General features: G+C 41.2%; 23 protein-coding genes and 1 pseudogene. 3 read left to right on the forward strand and 21 right to left on the reverse strand.

Features of this window, described 5'->3' with window-relative positions; genetic code table 11:
• Positions 1–6: 6 nt before the first annotated feature.
• From C0213_05765 to C0213_05790, 6 genes are read right to left on the reverse strand one after another with little or no spacing between them, the layout of a single operon-like run.
• Positions 7–1,089: an acyltransferase gene (locus C0213_05765; protein ID AUX11937.1), complete on the reverse strand. Its 1,083-nt coding sequence runs from the start codon at positions 1,087–1,089 to the stop codon at positions 7–9.
• Positions 1,090–1,104: 15 nt separating this feature from the next.
• Positions 1,105–1,701 (reverse strand): malonate decarboxylase, encoded by a 597-nt coding sequence (locus C0213_05770; GenBank protein AUX11938.1) that lies wholly within the window; start codon positions 1,699–1,701, stop codon positions 1,105–1,107.
• A gap of 4 nt (positions 1,702–1,705) precedes the next feature.
• Positions 1,706–3,388 carry a biotin-independent malonate decarboxylase subunit beta gene (locus tag C0213_05775; protein ID AUX11939.1) on the reverse strand — a complete coding sequence of 561 codons (1,683 nt, stop codon included), beginning with the start codon at positions 3,386–3,388 and terminating at the stop codon, positions 1,706–1,708.
• Positions 3,378–3,677 carry a malonate decarboxylase acyl carrier protein gene (gene mdcC, locus C0213_05780; GenBank protein ID AUX11940.1) on the reverse strand — a complete coding sequence of 100 codons (300 nt, stop codon included), beginning with the start codon at positions 3,675–3,677 and terminating at the stop codon, positions 3,378–3,380. The genes C0213_05775 and mdcC overlap by 11 nt, the downstream gene beginning before the upstream one ends.
• Before the next feature lie 15 nt (positions 3,678–3,692).
• Positions 3,693–5,339 carry a malonate decarboxylase subunit alpha gene (mdcA, locus tag C0213_05785; protein AUX11941.1) on the reverse strand — a complete coding sequence of 549 codons (1,647 nt, stop codon included), beginning with the start codon at positions 5,337–5,339 and terminating at the stop codon, positions 3,693–3,695.
• A gap of 5 nt (positions 5,340–5,344) precedes the next feature.
• Positions 5,345–6,253, reverse strand: a complete 909-nt coding sequence (locus tag C0213_05790) for an acyl transferase (GenBank protein AUX11942.1) — start codon at positions 6,251–6,253, stop codon at positions 5,345–5,347.
• 120 nt (positions 6,254–6,373) lie between these two features.
• Here C0213_05790 and C0213_05795 point away from each other — a divergent pair, with 120 nt between their 5' ends.
• Positions 6,374–7,234, forward strand: coding sequence for a LysR family transcriptional regulator (locus C0213_05795; GenBank protein ID AUX11943.1), 861 nt, complete (start codon positions 6,374–6,376; stop codon positions 7,232–7,234).
• Positions 7,235–7,285: 51 nt separating this feature from the next.
• On the opposite strand, the gene C0213_05800 is transcribed toward C0213_05795, so the two are convergent.
• The 5 genes from C0213_05800 to C0213_05820 form a co-directional block, all read right to left on the reverse strand.
• The gene (locus C0213_05800; protein AUX11944.1) at positions 7,286–7,786 is read right to left on the reverse strand and encodes a dihydrofolate reductase; all 501 of its coding nucleotides are present in this window, start codon (positions 7,784–7,786) and stop codon (positions 7,286–7,288) included.
• A 10-nt stretch (positions 7,787–7,796) separates the two neighbouring features.
• A complete protein-coding gene (locus C0213_05805; protein ID AUX11945.1) occupies positions 7,797–8,747 on the reverse strand; it encodes a thymidylate synthase in 951 nt (316 codons plus the stop codon).
• Between the two features lie 516 nt (positions 8,748–9,263).
• Entirely contained in the window at positions 9,264–11,153 is a 1,890-nt protein-coding gene (locus C0213_05810) for a multidrug ABC transporter ATP-binding protein (GenBank protein AUX11946.1), read from the reverse strand.
• Between the two features lie 112 nt (positions 11,154–11,265).
• Complete coding sequence (locus tag C0213_05815; protein ID AUX11947.1) at positions 11,266–11,727, reverse strand: hypothetical protein; 462 nt, start codon at positions 11,725–11,727, stop codon at positions 11,266–11,268.
• Positions 11,728–11,795: 68 nt separating this feature from the next.
• Positions 11,796–12,989, reverse strand: a complete 1,194-nt coding sequence (locus C0213_05820) for a CCA tRNA nucleotidyltransferase (GenBank protein ID AUX11948.1) — start codon at positions 12,987–12,989, stop codon at positions 11,796–11,798.
• Between the two features lie 147 nt (positions 12,990–13,136).
• On the opposite strand from C0213_05820, the gene C0213_05825 reads away from it, so the two are divergent.
• A complete protein-coding gene (locus tag C0213_05825) occupies positions 13,137–14,009 on the forward strand; it encodes a hypothetical protein (protein AUX11949.1) in 873 nt (290 codons plus the stop codon).
• Between the two features lie 101 nt (positions 14,010–14,110).
• Here C0213_05825 and C0213_05830 read toward each other — a convergent pair whose 3' ends face one another.
• Both C0213_05830 and C0213_05835 read right to left on the reverse strand, forming a co-directional pair.
• On the reverse strand, positions 14,111–14,719 hold the full coding sequence (locus C0213_05830; GenBank protein ID AUX11950.1) for a chitin-binding protein: 609 nt from the start codon (positions 14,717–14,719) through the stop codon (positions 14,111–14,113).
• A 163-nt stretch (positions 14,720–14,882) separates the two neighbouring features.
• Positions 14,883–16,083 (reverse strand): annotated as a pseudogene (locus C0213_05835) (MFS transporter).
• Between the two features lie 153 nt (positions 16,084–16,236).
• Between C0213_05835 and C0213_05840 the strand changes: the two are divergent.
• Entirely contained in the window at positions 16,237–16,773 is a 537-nt protein-coding gene (locus C0213_05840; protein AUX11951.1) for a PadR family transcriptional regulator, read from the forward strand.
• A gap of 62 nt (positions 16,774–16,835) precedes the next feature.
• On the opposite strand, the gene C0213_05845 is transcribed toward C0213_05840, so the two are convergent.
• From C0213_05845 to C0213_05880, 8 genes are all read right to left on the reverse strand, one after another.
• Positions 16,836–18,104: a hypothetical protein gene (locus C0213_05845; GenBank protein ID AUX11952.1), complete on the reverse strand. Its 1,269-nt coding sequence runs from the start codon at positions 18,102–18,104 to the stop codon at positions 16,836–16,838.
• Positions 18,105–18,197: 93 nt separating this feature from the next.
• Positions 18,198–18,473: an HU family DNA-binding protein gene (locus C0213_05850; protein AUX11953.1), complete on the reverse strand. Its 276-nt coding sequence runs from the start codon at positions 18,471–18,473 to the stop codon at positions 18,198–18,200.
• 206 nt (positions 18,474–18,679) lie between these two features.
• Positions 18,680–19,990, reverse strand: a complete 1,311-nt coding sequence (locus tag C0213_05855; protein ID AUX11954.1) for a ribosome biogenesis GTPase Der — start codon at positions 19,988–19,990, stop codon at positions 18,680–18,682.
• A 233-nt stretch (positions 19,991–20,223) separates the two neighbouring features.
• Positions 20,224–21,435 (reverse strand): 30S ribosomal protein S1, encoded by a 1,212-nt coding sequence (locus C0213_05860; GenBank protein AUX11955.1) that lies wholly within the window; start codon positions 21,433–21,435, stop codon positions 20,224–20,226.
• Positions 21,436–21,529: 94 nt separating this feature from the next.
• Entirely contained in the window at positions 21,530–22,189 is a 660-nt protein-coding gene (locus tag C0213_05865) for a (d)CMP kinase (GenBank protein ID AUX11956.1), read from the reverse strand.
• 66 nt (positions 22,190–22,255) lie between these two features.
• Entirely contained in the window at positions 22,256–22,957 is a 702-nt protein-coding gene (locus C0213_05870; protein ID AUX11957.1) for a LysM domain-containing protein, read from the reverse strand.
• 68 nt (positions 22,958–23,025) lie between these two features.
• A complete protein-coding gene (locus C0213_05875) occupies positions 23,026–24,471 on the reverse strand; it encodes an ATP-dependent DNA helicase RecQ (protein AUX11958.1) in 1,446 nt (481 codons plus the stop codon).
• Positions 24,468–25,496 (reverse strand): hypothetical protein, encoded by a 1,029-nt coding sequence (locus tag C0213_05880; protein AUX11959.1) that lies wholly within the window; start codon positions 25,494–25,496, stop codon positions 24,468–24,470. Before C0213_05880 ends, C0213_05875 begins: the two co-directional genes overlap by 4 nt.
• Between the last annotated feature and the right edge of the window lie 35 nt (positions 25,497–25,531).

Below are 25,531 nucleotides of genomic sequence, written 5' to 3' on the forward strand. Positions count from 1 at the left end.
CACTCCTTAACTAAATTGCTTTTTAATTCCTGACCATCCTAAATGGAGGAGCCAGCTGAGCATAAACGCGCCGGTTGCCGTGCTCAAGTAGGCAACCACAATCATCGTCCCCATTGGTAATCGTAACCAAGTTGACTTAAAAACTAGCAATAAGGCTTGAAAAACAAAAACATTAGCTAAATACGTCCGATAAGCATAAACCGCTAGCCATTTGAACCAGGGTAACTTAGGTGATTGATTAACAATCATTCTTGAGGCAAACGTAAAGACTGTCAGAATAATCATCAAACTGTATAAGCTTTGCAAGGTATTCAAATAAGGCGCGTGGCCAAAGTTAACATCACCAGGATAAGCTAATAAGGCGCGTACTGATAAACCGCCCACTACTAAGCCAACAGGTAGTAATGCAAAGCGAATTCGATTTAACTGCTTAAAAATTGCTTCATGATAGACAAAACCGGCAACGCCATAAATCCCATAAATTAGAAAACTGACGACCAAGCGGTCTAATAAATACCAGCTTTCAGCTAATGGGCCGTTTAAAACCTGCATACTATAAAAAGAGTACCATCCGATATAAAAAACAGTAGCCCCGATGAGTACCGGCCAAACGAGTTTACGGTTGGCAAAAACGCGATAGCCCAACCAAATAAAGAACGGCATCAATAATTGAATTTGTAACATCATGACCGTATACCATAGATGCGGTGCACCATCACCTGTGACAACTTTCAATAAAAAGGTTCCCACATTAGTGTATGGTGTTTTTTGTTGCACACCTGGGAATACCAATAAATAAGCGATTGTCCATAGTAAATATGGTACAACGAGTTCAAAAAATTTATCCTTTAAAAATTCAAAATAAGATGTTTTCTCACTGGTTTTAACCATATTGTAGACAATGGCAAAAATAAACATCGGTGCTGTGTACTTAGCAAATACATAAAGTGTTCCAACAAAAGCCGCCGTCGTCTGATTATGACAATTAGCCAATGCGAAACTTAATATGGTTTGTAACATGACCGCCGTCACGGCTGATACTTTTTGAAAATCACTAACGTTTATTTTAGTCTTTTGATCTTCGAACATTTTTTCCACCCTCATTTATGACCAAAGTTCTTTGGTTAATAGCGGGCCTGCATCGGTTTTTAATAAAATCTTTTTAGCCGGTGTTCGCAAATATTCCTTTAATGCAAAACCACCCTTGGCGGTTATCACTTGCGTATCAAACTGTTCGAAAAAAGAATGATTGGCAGCAATTACCGTAAGCGGTAACTCTGCCGGCGCGTTAGCATATAGCAATAAATCAAAATCACTCGTCGGCTTAATGGCACTAATACCAGATGATAATTCAAACCCTAAGCTGCCACCAACACCCCATTTGAACCCTGATAATATTTTTCTAGCAGCATGATATTGTGCATAAACCGGAAATTGTGCGACTTCAGTGACTCTGAAAGATTCACGCGTCGTAATTTCCCAGGGATGAATAACAGCTTGAATTGCATCAGCAGGAATTTCGAGAGCAAACCGCTGATTCCGAGCTACTCCGCGAAGGCCGACTGGTACGAGATCTGACTGACTAGCAATTCCCCGTCGAATAACGCCGAAAACCTGTTTAGTCAGCGCTAATTGGGCCACTAAAGCTGGTTGTTGAATAATTTCACGATCAAAGCGAACAATATCATGTGCAGATTTCATTTAATTAAGCATCCCATTCTTCGTCCATTTTTGCTTGGACCTTATTAGTTTCAACACGGCCCATTTTGACAGCAATGTCATTTGTATAGCGATTCGTCAACATCGTATCGTTTGTATGACGAACATCTTCAATGGCATCATTAACGGCTTCAATCACAGTTGCAACGTTATCAGTCGTCGTTTTTTGATCTGTCACACCATCTAAGAAACAATACAAGGCACCTAATTTATTATAATTACGGATATCGTAGGCAATTGAAGGTACTTTTTCCGCTGCTGCTTCAATTTCAGCAATTGATCGTTTAGTAATTCGGCTAGCACTTGCTTTAGACATCGCTTGAACAGTAATTGCGTCACTGTTTAAAGCAATTAACCGACTAGATTGTAACCCATGCGCCAAGAAAGCACCTGAAATAGCATTACCAACAACCACCCCAATTACCGGGTGCCCTGCTTGCCGTAATTTGGCATAAGCCGCTGCACTATTTGCTAACGCCACATGAATCCCGATTAATTCTTCGTTATAACCGTAAGCTTGACTAGGGACATCAATGACGACAACGATTGGTCGTTTAACGATCTTATTTTGATCTTCTTCATAGACGTGATTTAAGATTTGTGCCATCCGGAAGCCTTCTACTAAGCCAACTTCACCATCTCGGACGCGATACATTGGATTTTTACCATCCGGTACAATTGTCGTTACGACAGCATCTTCATTAAAACGATCTGAATCACCGTAATAAACAGTACTAATTGTTGAACTTGGATTCTTTAACCCAGTTAGCGCTTGGAACCAGTCGTACCCAACACTGGCGGTTGCCGGTGTTGCTTGTTCAGTAATCACTGGTAGCTCAACTACTTGTGTTTGGTGTTTGGCAAGTATTTGATTATAGTCTTCAATGGCCATTGGTTTTGAAAGATCGAGTTTTGCCAATAATGACAAGTAAAAGTCAGCATTTTCACTACGGTGGCTATCTTTACGTTCAACCATTGCCGCCACGATTGCATCCTTAACATTTTCGACACTATCAGTCACCAATTCATCAATAATTTGAGCTTCAACGCGTTGACGGGCACCAATTGTATTCCAAATTAAATCTTTGTCGCTGGAATCAAATTCGCGGACACCGGCTTCTTGTTCGATTACTTCTGGGCCATTCAAGCCAACCCGCGCTTTTTTAGTCGTAATTAAATAACTCATTAAAGCTGAAGTAATGGACATCCCACCAAATGAACCAACTCGTCCAGGGACAACCCCAATGACGGGCACGTATTTTTTAAGCGCCACAATTAAGTTGCTAATTTCAGAAATTGAAAGTAGACCATAGTTGGCTTCTTGTAGCCGCACGCCACCAGTATCTAACACGATGATTGGGAAAATTTCATTACCATTTTGATTTTCAGTTAGGGCATGTGTTAGTGCAGCGATAATCTTTGCACCTGAAACTTCGCCAATCCCACCACCTTGGAAACTACCTTCCATTGCGATTACGACAACTTCTTTATTACCAATCGTCCCACGTGACACAATAATGCCATCATCACTTTCTGGGACAATTCCTTGGGCAATCAAGTTAGGGGCTGTCATTTGGTCAAAAGGACCAACTAATTCGCGACCAGTCGGTGTGTCTAATAAAGCATTCACCCGTTCGCGGGCCTTTAATTCTACAAAACTATTTTTCATCAGCTAGTTCCTCCATTGCTTGTGTTAATCGGAGATAAACGACACCTGGTGTTGCACCAAAGTCATTAATCACAATGTCGGCCGAAATTGGATAGCGATCAAAGAAACGGGTTAAAACATTTCCCCATACCTCGTCAAAACCGTCACTACCGGTGCAGACTTTAACTGTTGATTCAGCTTTAGTGGTTGGAAACATTAAAATTTCCAAATCTCCTGATCCAACGACCCCGACGTGTACTCGTTTATTAATGGGTTGGCTTGTTTGATATTGATAAGCTAATTGTTCCATGATAATCTCCCTTTCCTATGACCAAGTTCTGAACTTCATTGGTGGTTGATATAGGCCATCTGACCATTCAACCAAATCATCAATTGTTTGCGCTGCTAATAATGAACGTTTTGCATCGCTTCGTTTGATACCCAAGTCTTCAGGCAGTTTAACAATCCCAGCTCGGCGTAATTGATCCAATGATTCTTTAGTACTTGTCATGCCAAGTGGTGTTACGCCACCAATTGCGGCAATTGCGGCTTGACGCTGTTCTTTGCTAGTTGTCTTGTAAAGATAGGCAATCCCTTCTTCAGTCACAATATGCGTTGTATCTTCGCTATAAATCATAACGGGAGCATTTGCTAGGCTCGCTTGTTTTTGAACAGCAAGCGCATCTAAGGTTTCAACAAAAACTGGCTTCTTATTAGAACCGTATGTTTCAACCATTTGGACGACTAGTTTTTGGCCTTTGCCTAAAGGATTTTCTTCATCACGTAATGATTGCCATGCCGGTGTTGAATGACGACGCCCACCAGGATTATGACCCATGTTAGGTGCACCACCAAAACCAGATAGACGACCTTTGGTAACAGTTGAAGAATTACCATCATAATCTAATTGCAGTGTTGAACCGATAAACATATCAACCGCATATTGCCCAGCCACTTGGCCTAGGACCCGGTTACTGCGCATCGTGCCATCTTGGCCTACGAAGAAAATATCAGGACGAGCAGCGATATATTTTTCCATCCCAACTTCGCCACCAAAACTATGGATACTTTCAACCCAACCAGATTCAATCGCTGGAATAATTGTTGGATGTGGATTTAAAGCCCAATTTTTAGCAATTTTCCCCTTAAGACCTAATGCTTCACCGTAAGTTGGTAAGAGGAGTTCAATGGCAGCTGTGTTGAAACCAATCCCATGATTAAGTGATTGGACACCATGTTCTGCATAAATCCCTTTAATCGCCATCATTGCCATTAGAATCTGAAGTTCCGTAATATTTTGTGGATCACGGGTAAAGAGCGCTTCTAATTCATAAGGTTTGTCCGCTGGAACAACAACATCCACCCAGCCAGCAGGAATATCAATCCGTGGTAATTCATCAACAACTTCATTGACTTGAACGATCACAATCCCGTCTTTAAAAGCGGCTGCTTCAACAATCGTTGGTGTTTCTTCGGTATTAAAGCCGGTATATAAATTTCCTGCTTTGTCCGCTTTATCCGCAGCCACCAATACGACATTAGGAATTAAATCAATGAATAAGCGACCATATAGTTCTAAATAAGTATGAATGTCGCCTAATTTCATTTTGCCGTCTTCGATCATTTGCGCAACACGAACACTTTGTGCCCCTGCATATGAAAAATCAATTTTTGAAGCAATTTGGCGTTCAAAGATATTCAAATGTTCAGGACGTGAAATACTCGACATAATCATGTGTAAATTGTTTACTTTTTCAGGGTTAACTTGTTCTAAACTTTGTGACAAGAAACTGGCTTGCTTTTGATTATCCCCTTCTAAAACGACCTTATCACCAGGGGCGATTAAGGCCTCTAGAACTGTGATAATTTGGTCTGTTTCGACATACTTACCAGTCATTAACTGACTAATTTTCGCTAATCGTTGTGCTTTTTGAACTCGTTTCGTGTCCCAATTGCGTTGTGGTTTTTCCATCTAGTTCATCTCCATTTTCGATATAGAAACGTTGCATCATCAATGCCATGTTGGCTGATATTAATCGTCCGGATTAACTGCTCTCCAAAATTAGCATGAATCAACTTTGTTAACGTATTGCCTGGCGGAAATTCAATCGTCAGATCCATTCCCATTTCCTTAGCAACGGCCATCATTTGTCGCCATTGTACTGGTTGTTCAATATTGGCTAATAAATCTTGACGAATGGCTTCTGCATCCTGTGTGAGCCGCCCATCCGTATTCTTCAAGTACGGACAAGTTGCCGGCTGCAAAGTCAACTGGTTAATGTAAGGTCTTAATTGTTCAACGGTTGCTTGCATCAACTTACAATGTGATGGCACCGGAACCTTCAATAACTTAGCAGTTCGTGCTTGACGCTGCTTAGCTAGTGCCAAAGTCTTCTCAAGGCCAATTATGGCACCCGAGATTGTATGCTGCATTGGGCAGTTCTCGTTTGAAAGATAGACCGGATAATCAGGATCAAATGTTTCTTGAACTACTTGAGCCGCCTCATCCCGGGTCAATCCAACCATAACACCCATCGCATAACCGCTTGGATAAGCAGCCTTCATTAACATTGCTCGTTGATAGACCAACCACACGGCATCATCAAACGATAACGTTTGACAAGCGACAGCAGCGGCAAAAGCCCCCAACGAATGTCCAGCAACCAAATCCGGCACGATGTCATTCTTTTGGATTTCGTCTAAAGCAAATAATGCCTTCACTAACAACGCCAATTGGATAAAGACGGTATCCTCATAATTCTGAGGGACATCAATTAATTGATAGCCCGTCACTTTAGCGACCCGCTCAAGGTATTCAGCGGGAATATCTTGTAACATACCAACTTGTTGACTACCTTGCCCTGGAAATAAAAATGCTGTACTCATTAAATCTCCTCCTTTCGCAATTACCGATTACTCTTTAATCTTAAGGGAGTTCTGTTATAATAAAAAATACTTAAAAAATGGAGAACGATAACTAATAGGTATCAATTAAGGTGGTCAATAATGAAATTAATTCATTTACAATACTTTAAAAAGGTCTTTGAAACTCAAAATATTACGCAGGCAGCCAAGGCACTCTATATTTCACAGCCGGCACTTAGCCGCGCCATTAAACATCTAGAATCTGAGTTAGGGGTAACACTGTTTTATCACACCGGTCGTAATATTGAAGCAACACCATATGCCCATACCTTCTACCCCTACGTTACCAAGACACTAGCCATTCTTGATGACGGATTTCGCGCAGTTACTGCCTTAAATAAGGAGATTATTACCTCAGTGACACTTTGTTTAGAAGTCGCCTCTGTGTCGGTGCCAAACCTAATTCGAATTTTTTCAGAAAAACATCCTGATATTAAATTAACAATTATCCAACATCATCTCCCAGAAAATATTAATGAATCGGTTTTATTTATTACATCGGATTCAAAGCCGGATTTAAATAATGTCCCGATTATAAGAGAGCCCGTCTTAGTCGCTATCCCGAAATCACATCCATTAGCTCACAAAGCAATTTTGCAAACAAGTGATATTGAACAAACACCCATTATTATGTTAAGTCCCAGCAATGCTTTTCGTAATACGATTGATATGGCGCTTGAAGCTAATCATATTCACCCTAAAATTAGTTCAACCACGGATGATCCTGGCACATTGCGCTCCATCATCAATCAGGGATTAGGAATCACCTTCTTCCCGCAAATTTCTTGGTCATATCGAGCTAACGATCACTTCGTCCTCAAAGAAATTGCGGATGTCTCAATTGAACGAACTATCTATCTTTCTTCAACACTGCGAAAAGATCACCCGCTTGTTGAAACAATTGTGACGACACTCCGAGAATGGTTCATCTGCCACAATTAAAAAAGGAACGGTTACTATCATTGATTGATAGTAACCGTTCCTTTTTGTTGTTTATTCAGTTATTCTTTGATAAATCTCAAAAATATGCGGGTATTGATTACGTTCATCAACCGTCCCTGCTTTTTGCGAGATTAATTTAAATTGCGTGTAGTCAATTGTGGGCATATAAACATCACCTTGGAACTTGGCGGCAATCTTCGTGACGTATAGATAATCGACATCGGCCGCAAAAAGTTTAAAGATATCAGCACCGCCGATAATGAACAACTTTTGCGTGGGATGTTCTTTTTGATAATCAAGCAGTTGTATGCGCTCATTAAAAACTAAAACGTCTTTGGCAACTGTCAAACCACTTTGGCGTGTAATTACGATGTTTTGTCGGCCGGGTAACGGCTTTTTAGGCAAGCTGTCATACGTTTTGCGCCCCATAATGACTGCTTCGTTAATCGTTTCGCGTTTAAAATTAGCTAGATCATTGGGTAAGCGCCAAGGTAAATGCCCATCTTGACCGATTAAGCCATTTTGATCTTCAGCCCATAAAAATGCTATCATCTGCTACCTCCTAAACCGCAACGGGTGCTTTAATTGCGGGTTCTGATTCATAATTTTCCACTTTAATATCAGCAACATCAAAATCAAAGATACTCTGCTTGTCTGGATTTAACCACAATTTGGGGGCAGCATGCATTGGCCGTGCCAATTGAGTCTTCACTTGGGTCACGTGGTTACTGTAAATATGCGCATCTCCCAGCGTATGGATGAATTCACCGACTTCAAGCCCCGTTTCATGGGCAATCAAATGCGTTAATAACGCATAGCTAGCGATGTTAAACGGTACACCGAGGAAGACATCGCCACTTCGTTGATAGAGTTGACATGAGAGTTTACCATCGTTGACGTAAAATTGGAACATGGTATGACAAGGTGGTAAAGCCATACTAGGCACATCTTCTGGATTCCAAGCAGACACAATTAAGCGGCGTGAGTCAGGATTTTTTTTAATCATTTCGATGACATTTTTAATTTGATCGATGGTTTCGCCGGAACGTGTTTGCCAAGCGCGCCATTGCTTACCGTAAATATCACCTAATTCGCCATATTGTTTCGCAAATGCTTCGTCGGCTAAGATCCGTTCGTTAAATAGACGCATTTGTTCTTGATAAACGGCTTTGAAATCAGCATCATCTTGGGCCCGATGACTGAAATCGGTCATGTCAGGGCCGCTGTAATCAGCACTTTTAACAAAGCGTTCAAACGCCCATTCATCCCAGATATGATTATTGTGTTGTAATAAATAACGAATATTAGAATCCCCTTTTAAAAACCACAAGAGTTCGCTCTTGATTAAGCCAAAGGGCACCTTCTTGGTTGTTAATAAAGGAAATCCCTCTTGTAAATTAAAACGCATTTGGTAGCCAAAGAGGCTGTAGGTACCGGTATTAGTCCGATCTTCCTTGTAGTGCCCCTCTGCTAAGATTGTCCGTGCTAAATCGAGGTATACTTGTTCTGACATGGTAATCTCCCTTTTGGATAGTTGTGGTAACGTGCTTTTCAAGCTAACTTTCTGCGCTTAGCTTCGTACGCCAAATAATCGACACCGTCGGTTATTCGCCCCACTGTGCTAATGCTCGAAAGTTGACCAAACTTGAACGCACTTCTTTCTTTAATGTGCTTTTTGAAACTGACTCCTGCGCTTAACCATATTTGTCAAATCAGCGATTACATCGCTAATCTGCCAAATCCAGTTAATGCTCAGAGTCAAACCGTTTCAAACGCACTTCTTTCTTTAACGTGTTTTTCAAACCATATTCCTGTGCCTAGCGCCATAAGTCAAACGATTCCTTCCAGTAATCATTCGCCTTATTATGCTAGTGCTCGGAACATAACCGGGCTGAACGCACTTCCCTTCTTTAACGTGCTTTTCAGCCCATACTTCTGCGGCTAGCCACGTCCCGCAAATGCCCGACTTTGTCGGCCATTCACTGGACTACGCTAGTCCTCAAAGTATAACCGGGCTGAGCGCACTTCTTTAGTCTGCGTATTCGCTTAGGTAGTCCCAGCGCGCCATTTTTTCATCTAGTTCTTGGTTTAAACGATCTAACTCAGCTTGCCATTCGGCTAATTTACCGTAATCAGCACCATTTTGATTCATCTCAGTCTTGATTGTTTCGATTTGTTCATCTAGTTTTTCAAGATCTGTTTCAATATGGGCGTATTCCTTTTGTTCGTTATACGTTAACTTATGTTTAGCGGCTGGTTCCTTAACCGTTTCGACAGTGACTTCAGGTGTGGGCTTAGGTGCTGCAGCCTTTGTTGTCGCTGTTTTTTGTTTAGCCAAGTAATCACTGAATAGGCCGACTTCTGTCGTAATGTTGCCGTGGCCATCAAGCACCAATAATTTATCGGCGACTTGATCTAGGAAATACCGGTCATGGGAAACGGTAATGACGGTCCCATTAAAGTTTTCAAGATAGTTTTCAAGAATCGTCAATGTTCCAATATCAAGGTCATTAGTTGGTTCATCCAATAATAAAACGTTCGGTTGTTGCATCAATAATTTCAAGAGATACAACCGGCGTTTTTCACCACCAGATAATTTCTTAATTAACGTCCCATGTGTTGACCGGTCAAAGAGGAACTGTTCCAATAATTGCGTGACACTAATCCGGTCCCCATTTTTACCGATAACTTCTTCGCCGGCTTCTTGGAGGTAAGCAATCACCCGTTTATCAAGATCTAAATCTTCATTTTGTTGCGTGTAATAACCCAAGTTAACCGTCTCACCGACGACCAATTCACCACTATCTAGCGGGATCCGTTCAGCTAAAACATTTAGTAGTGAGGACTTACCAGCACCGTTCACCCCAGTAATCCCAATTCGATCATTAGCTTGCACTAACAAGCTGAAATCTTTCAGGATAGGATGCGCATCAAGTGTTAAGTTAGCGTCTTTGAGTTCTAAGACCTTCTTGCCTAAACGTGATTGGCCCATTTGAATATCAACTTCGGCAGTATCCGGCCCAGTTGTCAGATTGCCCTTCAAATCGTTAAACCGATTGATTCGCGCTTGTTGTTTTGTCGTCCGAGCTTTAGCCCCGGCGCGCATCCACGTCAACTCTTGCTTATAGAGTTGTTGTTGTTTGTGGGCGGCTTGTTGTTCGCGTTCAAGCCGGTCCGCTTTTTGTGTTAAGAATTGTTCGTAGTTCCCGGTATACGTATAGAGTTGACCGGCGTCCAATTCAAAAATTTGATTTGCGACCCGATCCAAGAAATAGCGATCATGCGTCACGATTAAAAGTGCGCCCTTATATTGTGCTAAGCGTTTTTCCAACCATTCGATAGAATCAAAATCAAGGTGGTTAGTCGGTTCGTCTAAGATTAATAAATCGGGGCTTTCAATCAAGGCTTGTGCCAAACCAACCCGTTTTTGTTGGCCCCCCGAGAGCGTATTAATCGGTTGATCTAAGTCAGTTAAATGCAATTGCGTCAAAATTGTTTTGATATCGGTATCCACGGTCCAAGCATCTTGTTGCGTCATCTGCGCATCAGCTTGTTCATATTGCGTTTGCAACTTAGGATTCGTTGGATCGGCCGTATAAGCTGCCAGGACACGTTCGTAATTCTGAATCGTCTTAAACACTGGATTTTGGCCGGCAAAAATAGCGGCCATGATACTCAAATTAGTATCAAAGACCGGTTTTTGCGCTAAATAACTCATCGCGTATTGATTAGGTGTTTCAATCTGGCCACTATCATAAGAGTCAGTGCCTGTTAACGCGTTTAATAATGTCGTCTTCCCAGTCCCGTTAATCCCAACGAGGCCAATTCGATCACCTTCGCGAATTAAAAATGAGATATCTTTAAAGAGCGTTTTTTCGCCATAAGTCTTCGTTAAGTTCGTCGCTGTTAATGTTTGCAATATTTTTCACCTTTTACTTTCATTCTCTCAATCATAGCGAATAATCCGGCGGGTGACAATTAAAAATCACTAAAAAAACCGATTCATAATCGAATCGGTTTTAATGCAGTCATTAAATTTCAGGATATTCATCGGCAATTGAGCTTGTAGCATCAATGACGATGTATAAATGACCATTTTTTTGTGAGATTTGGCTGGTTTGATAAATGTTATCTAAACCGCTTGTATCCTTATTCTTGAATGGGAAGTAAATTTGAAGTGGTTTTTTATCTTGTTCGTCTTCAAAGATAAGGTCTAACTTCTCAATATCTTGATACTTCGTTGCGCGGCCAAACATCCCCATTTCAAGTGAGCCAGTGTTAATGTCTTCACTCTTAACATGATCAGCTTCTGGCAAGATTTCAGCTTTAAAACTCTTACATGGATGAATTTCTTGCATTGGGCCACCATTAATGCGGCCATAGCTCGTTGTTACCCGGCTAATCCAAATATCGTTCAATTCCTTGTGGTTGATTGTCCATGCGTCACCATTTCTAAAATACAATTTCAATTCTTTAAAAACGTGTTGTGCCATCAATGTCACCCTTTCTGAATGTGCTTACATGCTTATTTTAACACAAGTCTTGAAAAAGTGGTTCATTTTTATTTAGCAGCCTTTAGTAACGCTTCCGTGTCATTTGGTAACTCGGCTAGGACCACTTTCCGTTCTAAAATAGCCAGCGTTTTACCTAAAATGGGTCCGGGCTGGAAGCCATTTTGCATCAATATTTGGCCATTAATCGCTAAATCGGCTTTTTGTTTAATTTGTAACCGGTCATAACGCGTGAACCAGTCGGCAGTCGGAATTGTCGCAGTTGTCACTAATTCTGCGATTTGCAAACTGATCACTAAAACTGCTTGGCCAGCTTGATAAAGGTCCCATTGATCGGCAGTTGCCGTCAATAATTTAGGCAGTAAGACTAAGCCCGCTTTAACCGCATCAATCACATCATTAGCACTCTTCCAATGCTTCAAAAAACGCCCAGCTTGTGCGGGGGTTTGCCCAAGTAAATAGGTCACCACTAACCAAACCGTACTTTCGTCATGCAGCTGCTTCGTGGGCAAGGCCGTCAATTGTTCCAAAGCCGGTAATTGATCAGCCAAATCTGGACAATATCGATATAAGCCCGTGTCAATAAACGTCCGTAACCCATTTTGCCGTTCAATCCCTTGCATCAACTTCATAAATTCAACGTGAATGCGTTCAACTGCAATTTTTTCAAGTAAGGCAGCGTGTTTTTCAATCGCGGCTTGCGTGTTTTCAGTCACTGAAAAACCGAGTTGGCTCTCAAACCGAACTGCCCGCATCATCCGAAGTGCATCTTCGTGGAAGCGTTCATCGGCGACACCGACCGCTCGAATTTTATGCGCCTTCAAATCAGCAATGCCGTCAAAAAGATCGATAATTTCACCATCTGCGCGCATCGCTAAGGCGTTAATGGTAAAATCACGCCGTTTCAAGTCCTCTTCCAATGAGCGGACAAACGTTACTGAATCAGGCCGCCGAAAATCTTGGTATCCGGTTTCCGTTCTAAAAGTTGTCACTTCGTAGCCATTCCCATGATCTAAAATCATGACCGTACCATGTTGAATCCCAGTATCGACGGTCCGTTTAAAAATTTGTTTGATTTCAGCTGGATAGGCAGATGTCGCAATGTCAACATCATGAATTGGTAAGCCCAATAAATTATCACGGACACTCCCCCCAACAAAGTAAGCCTCAAAACCAGCTGCTTCAATTTGTTCTAGGATTGGCAGTGCTTCTGCAAATTCGGGCGCAAAAGTCGTTAATTTCATTTATTCAACCTCTTATCTGACCACTATTGGTACATCATTTTATCCATTTATCATACCACAATCCTTTGCTAAACTTAATTGGCTTAGTCATGACAGCGATTCCGTGCTATATTTAATAGTAGGTACCACAGTAAGGGGGAATGACAAATGACACAAAAAACAAATTTGACCACCACTTTCCGTGATTTAATCGCGATTGCCATTGGTTGTGCGATTTACGCCTTTGGTTTGATTACGATTAACATTCAAAACCACTTAGCTGAAGGTGGGTTAACCGGGATTACCTTAATTGTGCGCTATTGGCTTCATATTGATCCAGCATATACAACTTTAATTTTAAATATCCCATTAGTAATTCTTGGGTACAAATTTTTAGGCAAACGCGCCTTAGCGTATACAATTTACGGCACCGTCATGATGTCCGTCTTCTTATGGATTTGGCAACGCGTCCCGGTCACCATTAATTTAAATCACGATATTTTCATTGCCGCGCTACTGGCTGGTTTATGTGGTGGTTTTGGTAGTGGTATCATCTACCGCTACGGTGGTACGACAGGCGGTAGTGATGTCATCGCCCGAATTATTGAAAAACGACGGGGAGTCCAAATGGGGCGTTCCCTATTAATTTTTGATATCTTTGTTTTAACAGCTTCCCTCAGTTACCTCGATATCGAGCACATGATGTATACCTTAATTGCATCATACGTTTTCTCCCGCGTCGTTAACTTTACACTCGAAGGGGCGTATGCGGCCAAAGGTTTGTTAGTCGTCAGCGATCACTATCAAAAGATTGCCAATCAAATCATGTCTCAAACCGGTCGGGGCGTGACTTTCTTACACGCTGAAGGGGGTTATTCACACCAATCGCGTCAAATGATTTATTGTGTAGTCGGTGCTAGCGAAGTGGCCCACCTCAAAAGAATTATTGAACACCAAGACCCAAAAGCCTTCATTTCAATTATTGACGTCCACGAAGCACTAGGAGAAGGCTTTACGTATGAGACGCCCATGAAGGATTAAATAGCATAACCGAAAAAAGGCTGAACAGATATTTGTTCAGCCTTTTTTGATTTCTTGTTTTAAACAATCGTCATGCTTCATTCTTAATAATCCCAATTTCTTTACTTCGTAATATTTAAATCCACCGCTTGATAGAAGGCATTTGCCGTATCCGAAATATTCCAAACACCTAGCAACACATTATAGCCACTTCGGTCGGTTGGAATATTAATCGTCTGTGCAACGTCTTTGGCTGGTAACTTTCCTTGATCATCAATCGAAGAAATCTTTTCAAAGTTTAAAATACTTAGCGGTTGATTTGGATTCCAACCTGGGCGGGTTAAGTAATAGTCCCACGTACTTGTTTTATGTTGTGCCGTTAAGTGCCACTTAATCGTTAATGCGCCTGATTTAACTTGATTTTGATGCCATCTCGTACTCGTTTGTTCATCAAGATTCGAAAATGAACTGATATTAGCACTCGCTAATTTGCCATCGATAAATGTATTCTTAGGGGCTTCAATACTTTGTGGCTCGTATTGAACTTGACCAACATTGGTGTTCAATGGTTTTTGACCGGTATCATTTGTGAACGCATTACTACCTAAATACGCGCGACTACCTGGGGATGTGATATACCCGTGTGCGCTAACTTGTCCGGCACCTAATGCTGTCACACCTAATACTGAACAAAAGCCAACGATGGTCCATTTCAATAATTGCTTCTTCATCATATCCACTCCTTATCATTTATATTACATTTTAATGTTATCAAGCTCGAGAAAGCGTTGTCAAAAAATTACGCTTCATTCTTTCTGCCTTTTTAAAATCAATACCGCTTGCACACTAAAAAAGACCCTTCAGTTAGATAACACTAACTGAAGGGTCTTCAATTTATAGTAATTCTTTACCGTCGATCATTTCAATTTCTTTTTCTTCTTCCTCCGCCGTTATGAAATACTGTTGATTGCGAAGAACGAATAAAATCCCAATTAGAATCATCAAGCCGGCGAAGTAAAATGTCCAGTGAGCTGACCATTTTTCAGCAATTTTACCAGCGACAAAAGGCGCAATGGCCCCCGGTAAACCGAATGAAACTGTAGGCAGACGATGCAACACTGCGTTCAATCGTCTTATTTTCCATTGCAACCGTTGTTAAGAGCGTATTGACTAAGCCTTGGAAGAAGCCGGCGATGATCACGCCAAAGGCCACTAGGACTGGTTGATCAGCATTAATCCCAATCACTACTAAGCAAACGAGGAAAAAGCCCAACCCAATCAACAATGTCATTAACGTGTTCGTCTTTTGTTCCAAGCGAGGTGCTACAAAAACGGACGCAATGGCGAGTAAGATTCCCCAGCCAAAGAAAACAAACCCGACTTGCATTTCAGTGAGCCCAACTAATAAAAAGGGTGCGTACGCTAAAATTGTAAAGAAGCCAAAGTTATACAACAATGCAATAATTCCGATTGAGCGGAGGCGATGATTTTTTAAGGCAACCGCGCCGGCAAAAAAGCGCGCTTTTTTAACGGGTTTGGCAATCGGTTCTAATAAAAATACAATCGTCATCGCAGCGATAAACATTAAGATTGCTACGCCATAAAACGGAAAACGCCAAGAAAAACTCCCCAGCGCCCCACCGACTAACGGACCAACTGCCATTCCGATTCCCATTGAACCTTCGTATAACATAATGGCTTGTTCCGTTTTTTCGGGCATCACACTAACAATTGCCGTTAACGCTGTCGATAAGAACAATGCGTTCCCAAAGCCCCAACCGGCCCGCAACGAAATTAATTGTGAGATTGTCTGTGAACGACCTGCTAAAGCGGCAAATAATACAATAATGATTAAACCGATACTAATTGTTCTTTTGGCACCAATTCTAGTCGAAATGAAACCAGTAAATAACATAATAATCCCTGTCACCAACATATAACTCGTAAATAATAGCGTCGTTTGCGCTGGTGTTGCATTCAATTTAACCGCGATGGTTTTTAAAATTGGATCAACTAAGCCAATCCCCATAAAAGCGACCATACACGTAAAAGCCAAGGCATACGCTGATCGCAGCCCTTTATTTTGATTCTCCATTAACATATCACTCTCTTTCTCTTTATATAAAGTACACTAGATTTTAAAACGTGTCAATTTTGACACTAATTTTTGACATGAATTAATGACATGTTTGTGAAAGGAAAGTATGTTATACTGAGCAATAATTAATCGATTAAAGGGTGAAACAAGATGAGTACACTCAGCTATATTTTATTATGTATGTTAGTTCGTAAACCTTGCAGTGGTTATGAGTTAAAGCAGTATATTAATTTATTTTGGGAAGCACACCATAGCCAAATTTATACAGCTTTGAATAAACTTCATGAACAAGGCTACGTATCAGTCGAAACCGATGCCATTCACAAGCAAAAAAAAATTTATCACTTAACGCCTGAGGGACAACTCGTGGTTGCTGACTGGTTCCAAGAAGAAACCAATGTCCCTACTCAACGTGACGAATTTTTAGCTAAAGTGTATGTCATTGCTTTATTCAACCAAGAACAGGCAACCTCTTTACTCCAAGATCGCCGTCACCATTACCAAAAAACACAAAAACAATATCAACATAAGATGCAAGAATACGACGCGATTACGGACCCCATTGAAAAACAGAAAAATTTAGGCCGCTACCTCATCTTGAAACGGCGCTTAATGGTCTGTGCCACCGAATTAGAATGGTGCGATTGGGCACAGGAAACACTTAATCAAACCTATTTAACTGACTAATCATTATGCATTACACAAAAAAAGCGTTAAGGCCAACTATATCGTTGGTCTTAACGCTTTTTTTAATTACCTAATGTTTGATAATCATCATAAAGAGTCTGCATATCAAGGTCATTGGGCACTAATTGTAGGTATTGTTTCAAAGCCGCTAATAATTCTGGGACTTGCGCCATTTCTTGGAAGAATAAGATTAAGTCGTGTAAAAATTCTGGATTATCCTTTAATTCCGGATAAGCAAGTAAATAATTCTCACGTGCATCGTCGAATGCTTCAAGCGCAAATTGCGATTGTGCCAATGACCAATAAAGTTCAGCCGTTGGTTTATGATTGGCAATTGCTTCTTGCACAAAGGCCACGTTTTCCGCATGGCGGTTTTGACGGCGATAAACTTGACTCAAGGCACTGATTTCACCCATATTATCCGGGTTAATTTCCAAGGCCTTGTTTAACATTTGTTCGGCCACTTGGTCGTCACCTAATTGGAGGGCTAAATCGCTCCCCTTTTGATAGAGGACCTCACTATACATATCGTAGCCAATCCCGGTTTGAACGGTCGTGAGCGCCTCTTGAAGCTCATTTTGAGCCTCTTGGGCTGTCGCTAGGTAAACGTAAAGCGATGTGTATTGTGGATCAGCTAATTGAAGTTTCGTGAGAATTTCAATTGCCTTTTGATAATCCTTGATTTGTAGGTATAAAAAGCCCATTTGGAATTGATCGTCTTCCGTTAAAAATTCGACGGTCATTGTTTCGTAAATTTGGAGTGCTTCTTCAAAGGCCCCACTGCTGGCATAACTTGTTGCCAAGCGTTTTTGAATATTAACTTGGCCCAATTCCAGCACATCTTGGTCAATCAAAGCTTCGTAGTAGTTAGCTGCCTTACCGTATTCACCCATTTCAAAGTACAATTCGGCTAGTGCAAACTGCATCACTGGTTCATCAGGATAAAGACGTAGCGCCGTTAATAGTTTCTGTTCGCTGACTTCTGGCAAGCCCATCGTCTGGTACACGTCAGCGGCCGTTAATAGGCTTTCTGCGTACGCATTAGATTCCGGCGTAATATCCGTCAATAAATTGAGTGCGTCGTCGTATTGGCCGTTGCTGACCGCAATATCGGCCAACGTCGTCCGAATTTGATCTTCATCTGGGAATTGCGCTAATAATTGTTGATAGATTGTCGACGCTTGTTCCAAAAAACCCATTGCGTAGAGTTCTTCGGCCAAACTGTACAACGTTTCTGGATCGTCTTCTTTTAAAGCCTTTTGGAAAAGCTCATCGGCTTGTTTTAAATCATTATCTTCTAATGCTGATAGCATTTGTTCTGAATTCGTCATTTAACCACCCTTTTTCGATTTATCTATTCTACCATAAAATGACTTTTAACCAATCAAAAAGGACTGGGAAAATCCCAGCCCTTTCATGAATTCTTATTTAACAGAATCCTTTAAAGCTTTACCTGGCTTGAATGCAGGTACTTTGCTTGCAGGAATCTTGATTTCTGCACCAGTTTGTGGGTTACGGCCCTTACGAGCTGCACGTTCACGTACTTCGAATGTACCAAAGCCGATTAGTTGAACTTTGTCACCTTGTTTCAAAGTGTCTTGGATTGAACCAAATACTGCATCTACTGCAGCAGTTGCATCTTTCTTAGTTAAACCAGTTTTTGATGCAACGTTTTCGATCAATTGTGCTTTGTTTGCCATGTTTTTCACCTCCTGCTCATCACAGATAATCAGTAATAAATACCGAAACCATTTTTGAGTGGTCAAAAATGACGAAACAATGAGTTGATCACCATTTCATTTTTAAATTTATCACACAAACCTAGTGATAGCAAGGATTTTCGCTAAAAAAAGGGCTTTCTTTCCAATTTAGTTAATCATATTAGCTTATCAACTTCGAAATTTGTTTATTTCCGTTGACGAGGGATCAAATGAATTGGTGTACCAGTAAAGTCAAACGTTTTGCGCAGTTGATTTTTCAAGAAACGTTGGTATGAGAAATGTAATAGATTAATATCATTAACGAAGACGACAAATGTCGGTGGTTGAACCGCCACTTGGGTCATGTAATAAATTCTCAAACGTTTCCCGTTAATCGCTGGCGTTGGTGTCACCGTTGTGGCTTCCATCAAGACGTCATTTAATAAGGCTGATTGAATTCGTCTGTTTTGGTTTTCACTGACTAATTCGATCATTGCTGGTAAGTTTTGGAGACGAACACCCGTCTTAGCTGAAACAAAGATGATTGGTGCGTAGTCTAAGTATTGGAATTGATTCCGAATATGGTCTTCGAATTCCTTCATCGTATGGTTATCTTTTTCAAGCGTATCCCACTTATTAACGACGATGATAATCCCACGACCGGCTTCATGTGCGTAGCCAGCCACTTTCTTATCTTGTTCCCGAATACCTTCTTCAGCATTCAAGACGACTAATACGACATCTGAACGGTCAATCGCGCGTAAAGCCCGCATAACCGCGTACTTTTCAGTATTTTCGTAGACCTTACCACGTTTACGAATCCCGGCAGTATCAATCATTGTAAATTCTTGATTATTTTCCGCCATGAACTTCGTATCGATGGCATCACGCGTTGTGCCTTCAATTTGAGAAACAATCACCCGATCTTCTTTTAACATCGCATTTACTAATGATGATTTACCAACGTTGGGACGACCGATTAAACTAAATTTAATACTATCGTCTTCTTCTTCTTCAAGATCCGTTGGGAATTTAGCAACAGCGGCATCTAATAAATCCCCGACCCCTTGTCCATGCGCACCAGAAACGGGAATTGGATCGCCAAAGCCTAAGCTGTAGAAATCAAAGATATCTTGACGTTGTTCTGGATTATCAGCCTTATTAACCCCTAATAGGATTGGCTTGTCAGCGCGATAAAGAATCTGTGCAACACGTTCATCAGCATCTGTCACACCTTCTCTGGCACTCACTAAGAAGATAATAACATCTGCTTCATCAATTGCGATTTCTGCTTGTTGTTTAATTTGTTCCATAAATGGTGCATCACTAATTTCAATCCCACCGGTATCGATTAGACTGAATTCATGACCTAACCATTCACTTGCTGTATAAATCCGGTCACGTGTAACACCTGGCGTATCTTCAACGATTGAGATCCGTTCGCCCGCGATCCGGTTAAAAATTGTTGATTTACCGACGTTCGGCCGGCCAACAATTGCGATAACTGGTTTTGACATTGTATTCATTCCCTTCATTGTTCAGTTTACCTTGTCCATCAATTGACGACAAGCACGTTCTTGCGAAAAAAGGCCGCAAAATAACACAAGGACAAAAAGTGCTTTAAGCAAAGCGACCCCTTGTCCCGCGATTAGTCTATTTAGCGACTATCAGGAAAGGGTCTGGGACAAAAACCTAGTTTCGTCCCAGACCCTACCTTAAGCCTATTAAGCATTCAATACGATTTTACAAACTATTTTTCGTCTAATGCTTTACCAAGCATATCACCGATACTAAAGCCAGTTTCTTCTTCTGGCATTTCGTAATCTGATGGTGCAACGTCTTCTGGTTCAGAATCCTTAGCACCTGCTGGTTTTTCTTGTAAAGCTTTGATTGATAAACCTAAACGTTGTTGTTCAGGATCAACTGACAAGACTTTCACTTGAACAGTTTGACCTTCTTCTAAAACATCGTTTGGTGTTGCAATATGTTGATGTGAGATTTGTGAAATGTGCACAAGGCCTTCAACACCAGGGAAGACTTCAACAAACGCACCAAAAGTAGTTAAACGTTTAACAGTCCCTTCTAATGTGCTGCCGACAGGTGCTTTTTCAGCGATATCATCCCAAGGACCAGGTTGTGTATCTTTGATTGATAATGAAATCCGGCCTTTTTCTTGGTCTAAGCTAAGAATCTTAACTTTCACTTTTTGACCCACTTCTAATACGTCTGAAGGTTGGTTAATGTGATCGTATGAGATTTCTGAAACGTGAACCAACCCATCAACGCCGCCTAAGTCAACAAAGGCCCCGAAGTTAGTTAAACGTGCAACTTCGCCTTCAACAATATCACCAGGCAATAGTTTTTCAAAAACGGCTTTAAGTTGTGCTTGACGTTCTTGTTCTACTAAAGCTTTACGTGATAAGATTAAGCGGTTTTCGCTTGGTTCAATTTCAATGATTTGTAATTCTAATTCTTGACCCTTAAAGCTATTAAGATCACGAACGAAACGATCTGAAAGCATTGAAGCGGGAATAAAGCCACGCACGCCAGCATCAACGACTAAGCCGCCTTTGACAACGTTTAGAACAGTTGCTTTAATTGTTTCTTTATTTTCAAATTTTTGTTCGATTTCTGCCCAAACTTTACGGGCTTCTAAACGGCGCTTAGATAATAAGTAGCTACCATTTTCCTTGTCGTTACCGATTGTCGCAATAACAACTAAATCAAATTGATCACCAACTTTAACAGCGTCCGTTAATGTTTCAATTGGTTGACTTGATAATTCTTTTTGAGGAACAACGCCTTCAACGCCAGTTCCTTCAATACCAACAATGACTTGTCGGTCTTCAATTACTAAAACTTCACCCTTAACAACGTCCCCAATTTTGACTTCATGGACACTATCTAAAGCAGCTGCCATTGTTTCACTGCTTTGGGTGTCATTCAAATTAGCATCATTCATAGCTAAAATCCTCCTTAACGACTATCTATACATCTTTTATTTTAGTTGATATGGCAACGGATTACCAGTTATTTTATCTGATTAACCCATAAAATTACATATTTTGTTTTGCAATCGTTAAAATTTCAGCAACAACTTCGTCAATTGAGAGCTTTGTTGTGTCAATTTCGATTGCATCGTCAGCTTTTCTAAGCGGTGAAACTGCCCGTGTACTATCTTTTTGATCACGTAATTCGATTTCTGCTTGTAACGTTGCTAATGGGGTCATAATCCCTTTAGCCGTATTTTCAGCATAGCGCCGTTTAGCACGTTCCTTTGCACTAGCCACCATAAAAATTTTAACTTTTGCATCTGGTAAAACAGTCGTGCCAATATCGCGACCATCCATGACAACTTGTCCTTGTTCGGCAATTTGGCGTTGACGATCAACCATTTCTGTTCGAACGGCTGGTAACGCTGAAACTTGCGAAACGTTATTCGTAATTTCTGGTGTCCGGATTGCTAAAGTAATGTCTAAACCATTTAAGAAGACTTTTTGACCCGCTTCATCTGGTTGGAATTGAATATCAGCTTTAGCCAATTCAGCCATTAAACCGGCTTCATCACCATAATCAAGGCCTAATTGTTGTGCCAAGACGGTTGCTGAACGGTACATTGCACCCGTATCAACATAAACGAATCCTAATTTAGTGGCAACAATCTTCGCCACGGTACTTTTACCAGACGATGCTGGTCCATCAATTGCAATTTGCATGTAAATCCTCCTAAAAAAATCATTAAAAAAGGCTGGGAGAATCCCCAGACCTTCTGTTTAGCATTATTATTTAACCTTGAGTGCGGTTCCTGGTGCAACACTTGAGTTAGCTGTTAATCCCGGATTCAATGCTAATAATTCACTCAATGACATGCCATTATTGGCAGCAGCCCGGTAAAGACCTTCCCCTTGTTTAAGGGTATACGTGCCACCTGCTGTTTCTGACGAGCTACTTGTTGAAGTAGCTTGTTCACTTGATGAACTAGCAGCAGATTCTAAGGCAGCTTGTTGACTAGCGCTATCAGCAGCAGCTTGTTGTTGGCTAGCAGCTTGTTCACTCGCTGCTTGTGCTTTAGCACTTTCGCTAGCCGACTTGGCACTCGCTGCTTCACTATCAGCCTTAGCCTTACTTTCACTCGCTGCTTTACTTTCAGCGCGTTCTTGGCTTTCACTGGCTTCTTTAGCCTTCTTAGCGGTTGATTTACTCTTACTCTTCTCGCTATCAGCGGTTTTAACGACAATCTTAGAATCCTCTAAACCGGGGCGGTTGGCACGACTAGAATGAACGGTGTAAGCGATAATTGGAAATGCGATCATCAAAACTAATAATACAGCTAGAATAATAGCGAAATATGTATTTCCTTTTTCCTTACTCTTGGCAGCAACACGAGATAAATTCCCTTTGTCATCCCGATCATCGTCGAACTGGCTTTCCCAGGGTTTTTCTTCCGTCGGATTATCTTGTTTTTTCTTATCATCTTTGAGCATTGACGGCCCTCCCTATTGGTATTCTTTGATATTGTACCACAGACTTTTCTAAAAAACTTTAAATTTATCTAAAATAATTGGTCCAGGATTCCCGTCCAACCAGTTAGAACACCGGTTTCAGCCGTTTTACAATTAATAGCCTGTTCTAAGTCTAACTGGGCCAAAAACGCGGTGGTATCCTGCTCGCCACAACATGTTTCACTGTGTTCAATCGTCTTTGGTGCCTGGTCAAAGTAGTTCACAATAAATTGACGCCGGCAGCCCTTGAGCGTCAAATAATCTAACATTGTTTGTAATGAAAATTGTTTTTCAGTTTGGCGATTATCCAATAGGGCAATCACCTCTTCTTCGGTCATCCCCAGTTGTTGGTAACGACGCAACAGTTCAAATTCATTGCCTTGACTTTGTTTAAATAATTGCGGTTCCTGATAATAGCGCCGAATGAGTCCGGGTTCCGGAATCCCAAATGATACGAGTGATTGTTGTAAATATAAATCTTGCGGGGTTGTTAGGACTAAAGCATACGCTGCTTGCCCATCTCGACCTGCTCGTCCAATTTCTTGTAGATAACTTTCGATATTTTGTGGCAAGTGATAATGAATCACAAAGCGAATATCCGCTTTGTTAATCCCCATCCCAAAAGCATTAGTGGTACAAATTAAATCGAGTTGTCCTTGCATAAATTGTTGTTGAATTAAATACCGCTCCTGGGTTGATAACGCTGCGTGGTAATAAGCAATTTTTAGATCAGTCTCCTGCTGTAAAAAGGCTGCAATCGCCATTGTCTTTTGCCGACTTGAAAAATAAACAATCCCGGGACCTTGGCTTTTTTGCACTAAGCTGGCTAAAAATTGATTCTTCGCTTGTTCATCAGGTTGTTGGCTCACGCCCAAATAGATATTAGGTCGATCAACAGAGGTCATAATTTGGGCCGCATTTTTTAACGCCAACTTATTCAAAATATCCTGGCGCACACGGTCATTGGCAGTCGCCGTCAGAGCCAGCGTTGCGGTTGGCTGTAATTGATCTTTAATGGTTGCTAAAACTAAATAGTCCGGTCTAAAATCAATCCCCCATTGTGAAATACAATGGGCCTCATCAACTACAAACAAATCGATTTGACAACGTTGAAGCGCCTGAATAACCTCGGGTTGACTGATAGTCTCTGGTGCCATAAAGATAAAGCGGTAATCCGCTAAATGCGTCAACAACTGATGTTTTTGCTGAGGTACTAAGTTAGAATTAATCGCGACAGCTCGTTTTTCCCCCTGGTAGTTAAGTTGGGCGACTTGATCTTGCATTAACGCAATCAACGGTGAGACGATCACCGTCGTATGTCCCAAAATATAAGCAGGTAATTGGTAACACAACGACTTCCCGGTCCCAGTTGGTAAAACGGCTAATGTCTCCTGCCCAGCAAGTACCGACTGAATAACCGCTAACTGGCCCGGTTTAAAGGTTGAATAACCAAAACGTTGCGCTAACTGATCATAAATGAGTTGTTCAGAAATCATGCAGCCACCACCTTGGTTTTAATTTGATATAACCGATAACTGAAAAAATCCAGCGTCGGTAACTGCTCATGTGCAGCATTAAACGTTAAATCGGGTACTTCAGCCATCAAGGCCGCCAAAGCCGCCTCTAAATCTGAGCTAATAAACCGGTCAAACGGAAACTGCGGCTGCAAAATTGCCGTCTCTAAAATATGCTCCCTAATTGTGCCTAACTTGACCCGCCGTCTTTGACTAATCGTTTCAATCGACTGCCCTTGTTGCAACAGTGCCCAGGTTTGCGCTGTACTTAAACTTAAAGTGGCATCTAGCGGCGATAATAAGCCCGCCAATAATGGATAGTCGGTGGCCTGCTGGCTAAGAATTGCAAAAAACTGAGCTTGCGCATCTAACAGCCGAATCGTTACGGTCAGTGGCTCTAATGTCAATTTTTGCGCTAATTGCTGTTGACTCTGTCCGATTATTTGGTGACCAACTAACCGATTGGCTAGTAAATCAGCTTGAGTAGCTGTTAACTGTGTTAAAATTTGTTGTAATTCTCCTCTAAACTGAGCGACCATCTCTGAGTCATGTTTATGTTGTTTAAACCAACTGACAACTTGCACCCGATCACGCATACTGGTTTCAATTGGATAATACTGTGTATTATGGTGACTATATTCTGATATAATTTGAATCGCCAAAAATAAGCGACTTTGAAACTGCTGTAAGTGCCCCATCTCTGGCCCATAATAATGCGTTGGCCATTCTAACGTCGTCATTAAAGCTGTCTTCTGATTATCACCAGCCGGGGTCAACCAAGCTTGGCGATCTTCAATCACTAACCAACCTTTTTCTTGTAGTTGTGCTAATTCAGCTTGAAATTGCGCCAATTCTAGATTAGGATAAATCTGAAGCCACTTTAATAAACCATACGCTAAACCAGCATACAGGTTAGATGTGGTACGCTTACCAACCAATGTATAATAAATCGCTTGATAGCGGCGGGGTTCCGTCGCAAATAAACAGAGTAAATAATCTGTTAACATCTTAATAATTCCTCTAATCTAGAAAGTGTGAAAAT

This window comes from Latilactobacillus sakei, from assembly GCA_002953655.1.
Classification (GTDB): domain Bacteria; phylum Bacillota; class Bacilli; order Lactobacillales; family Lactobacillaceae; genus Latilactobacillus; species Latilactobacillus sakei_A.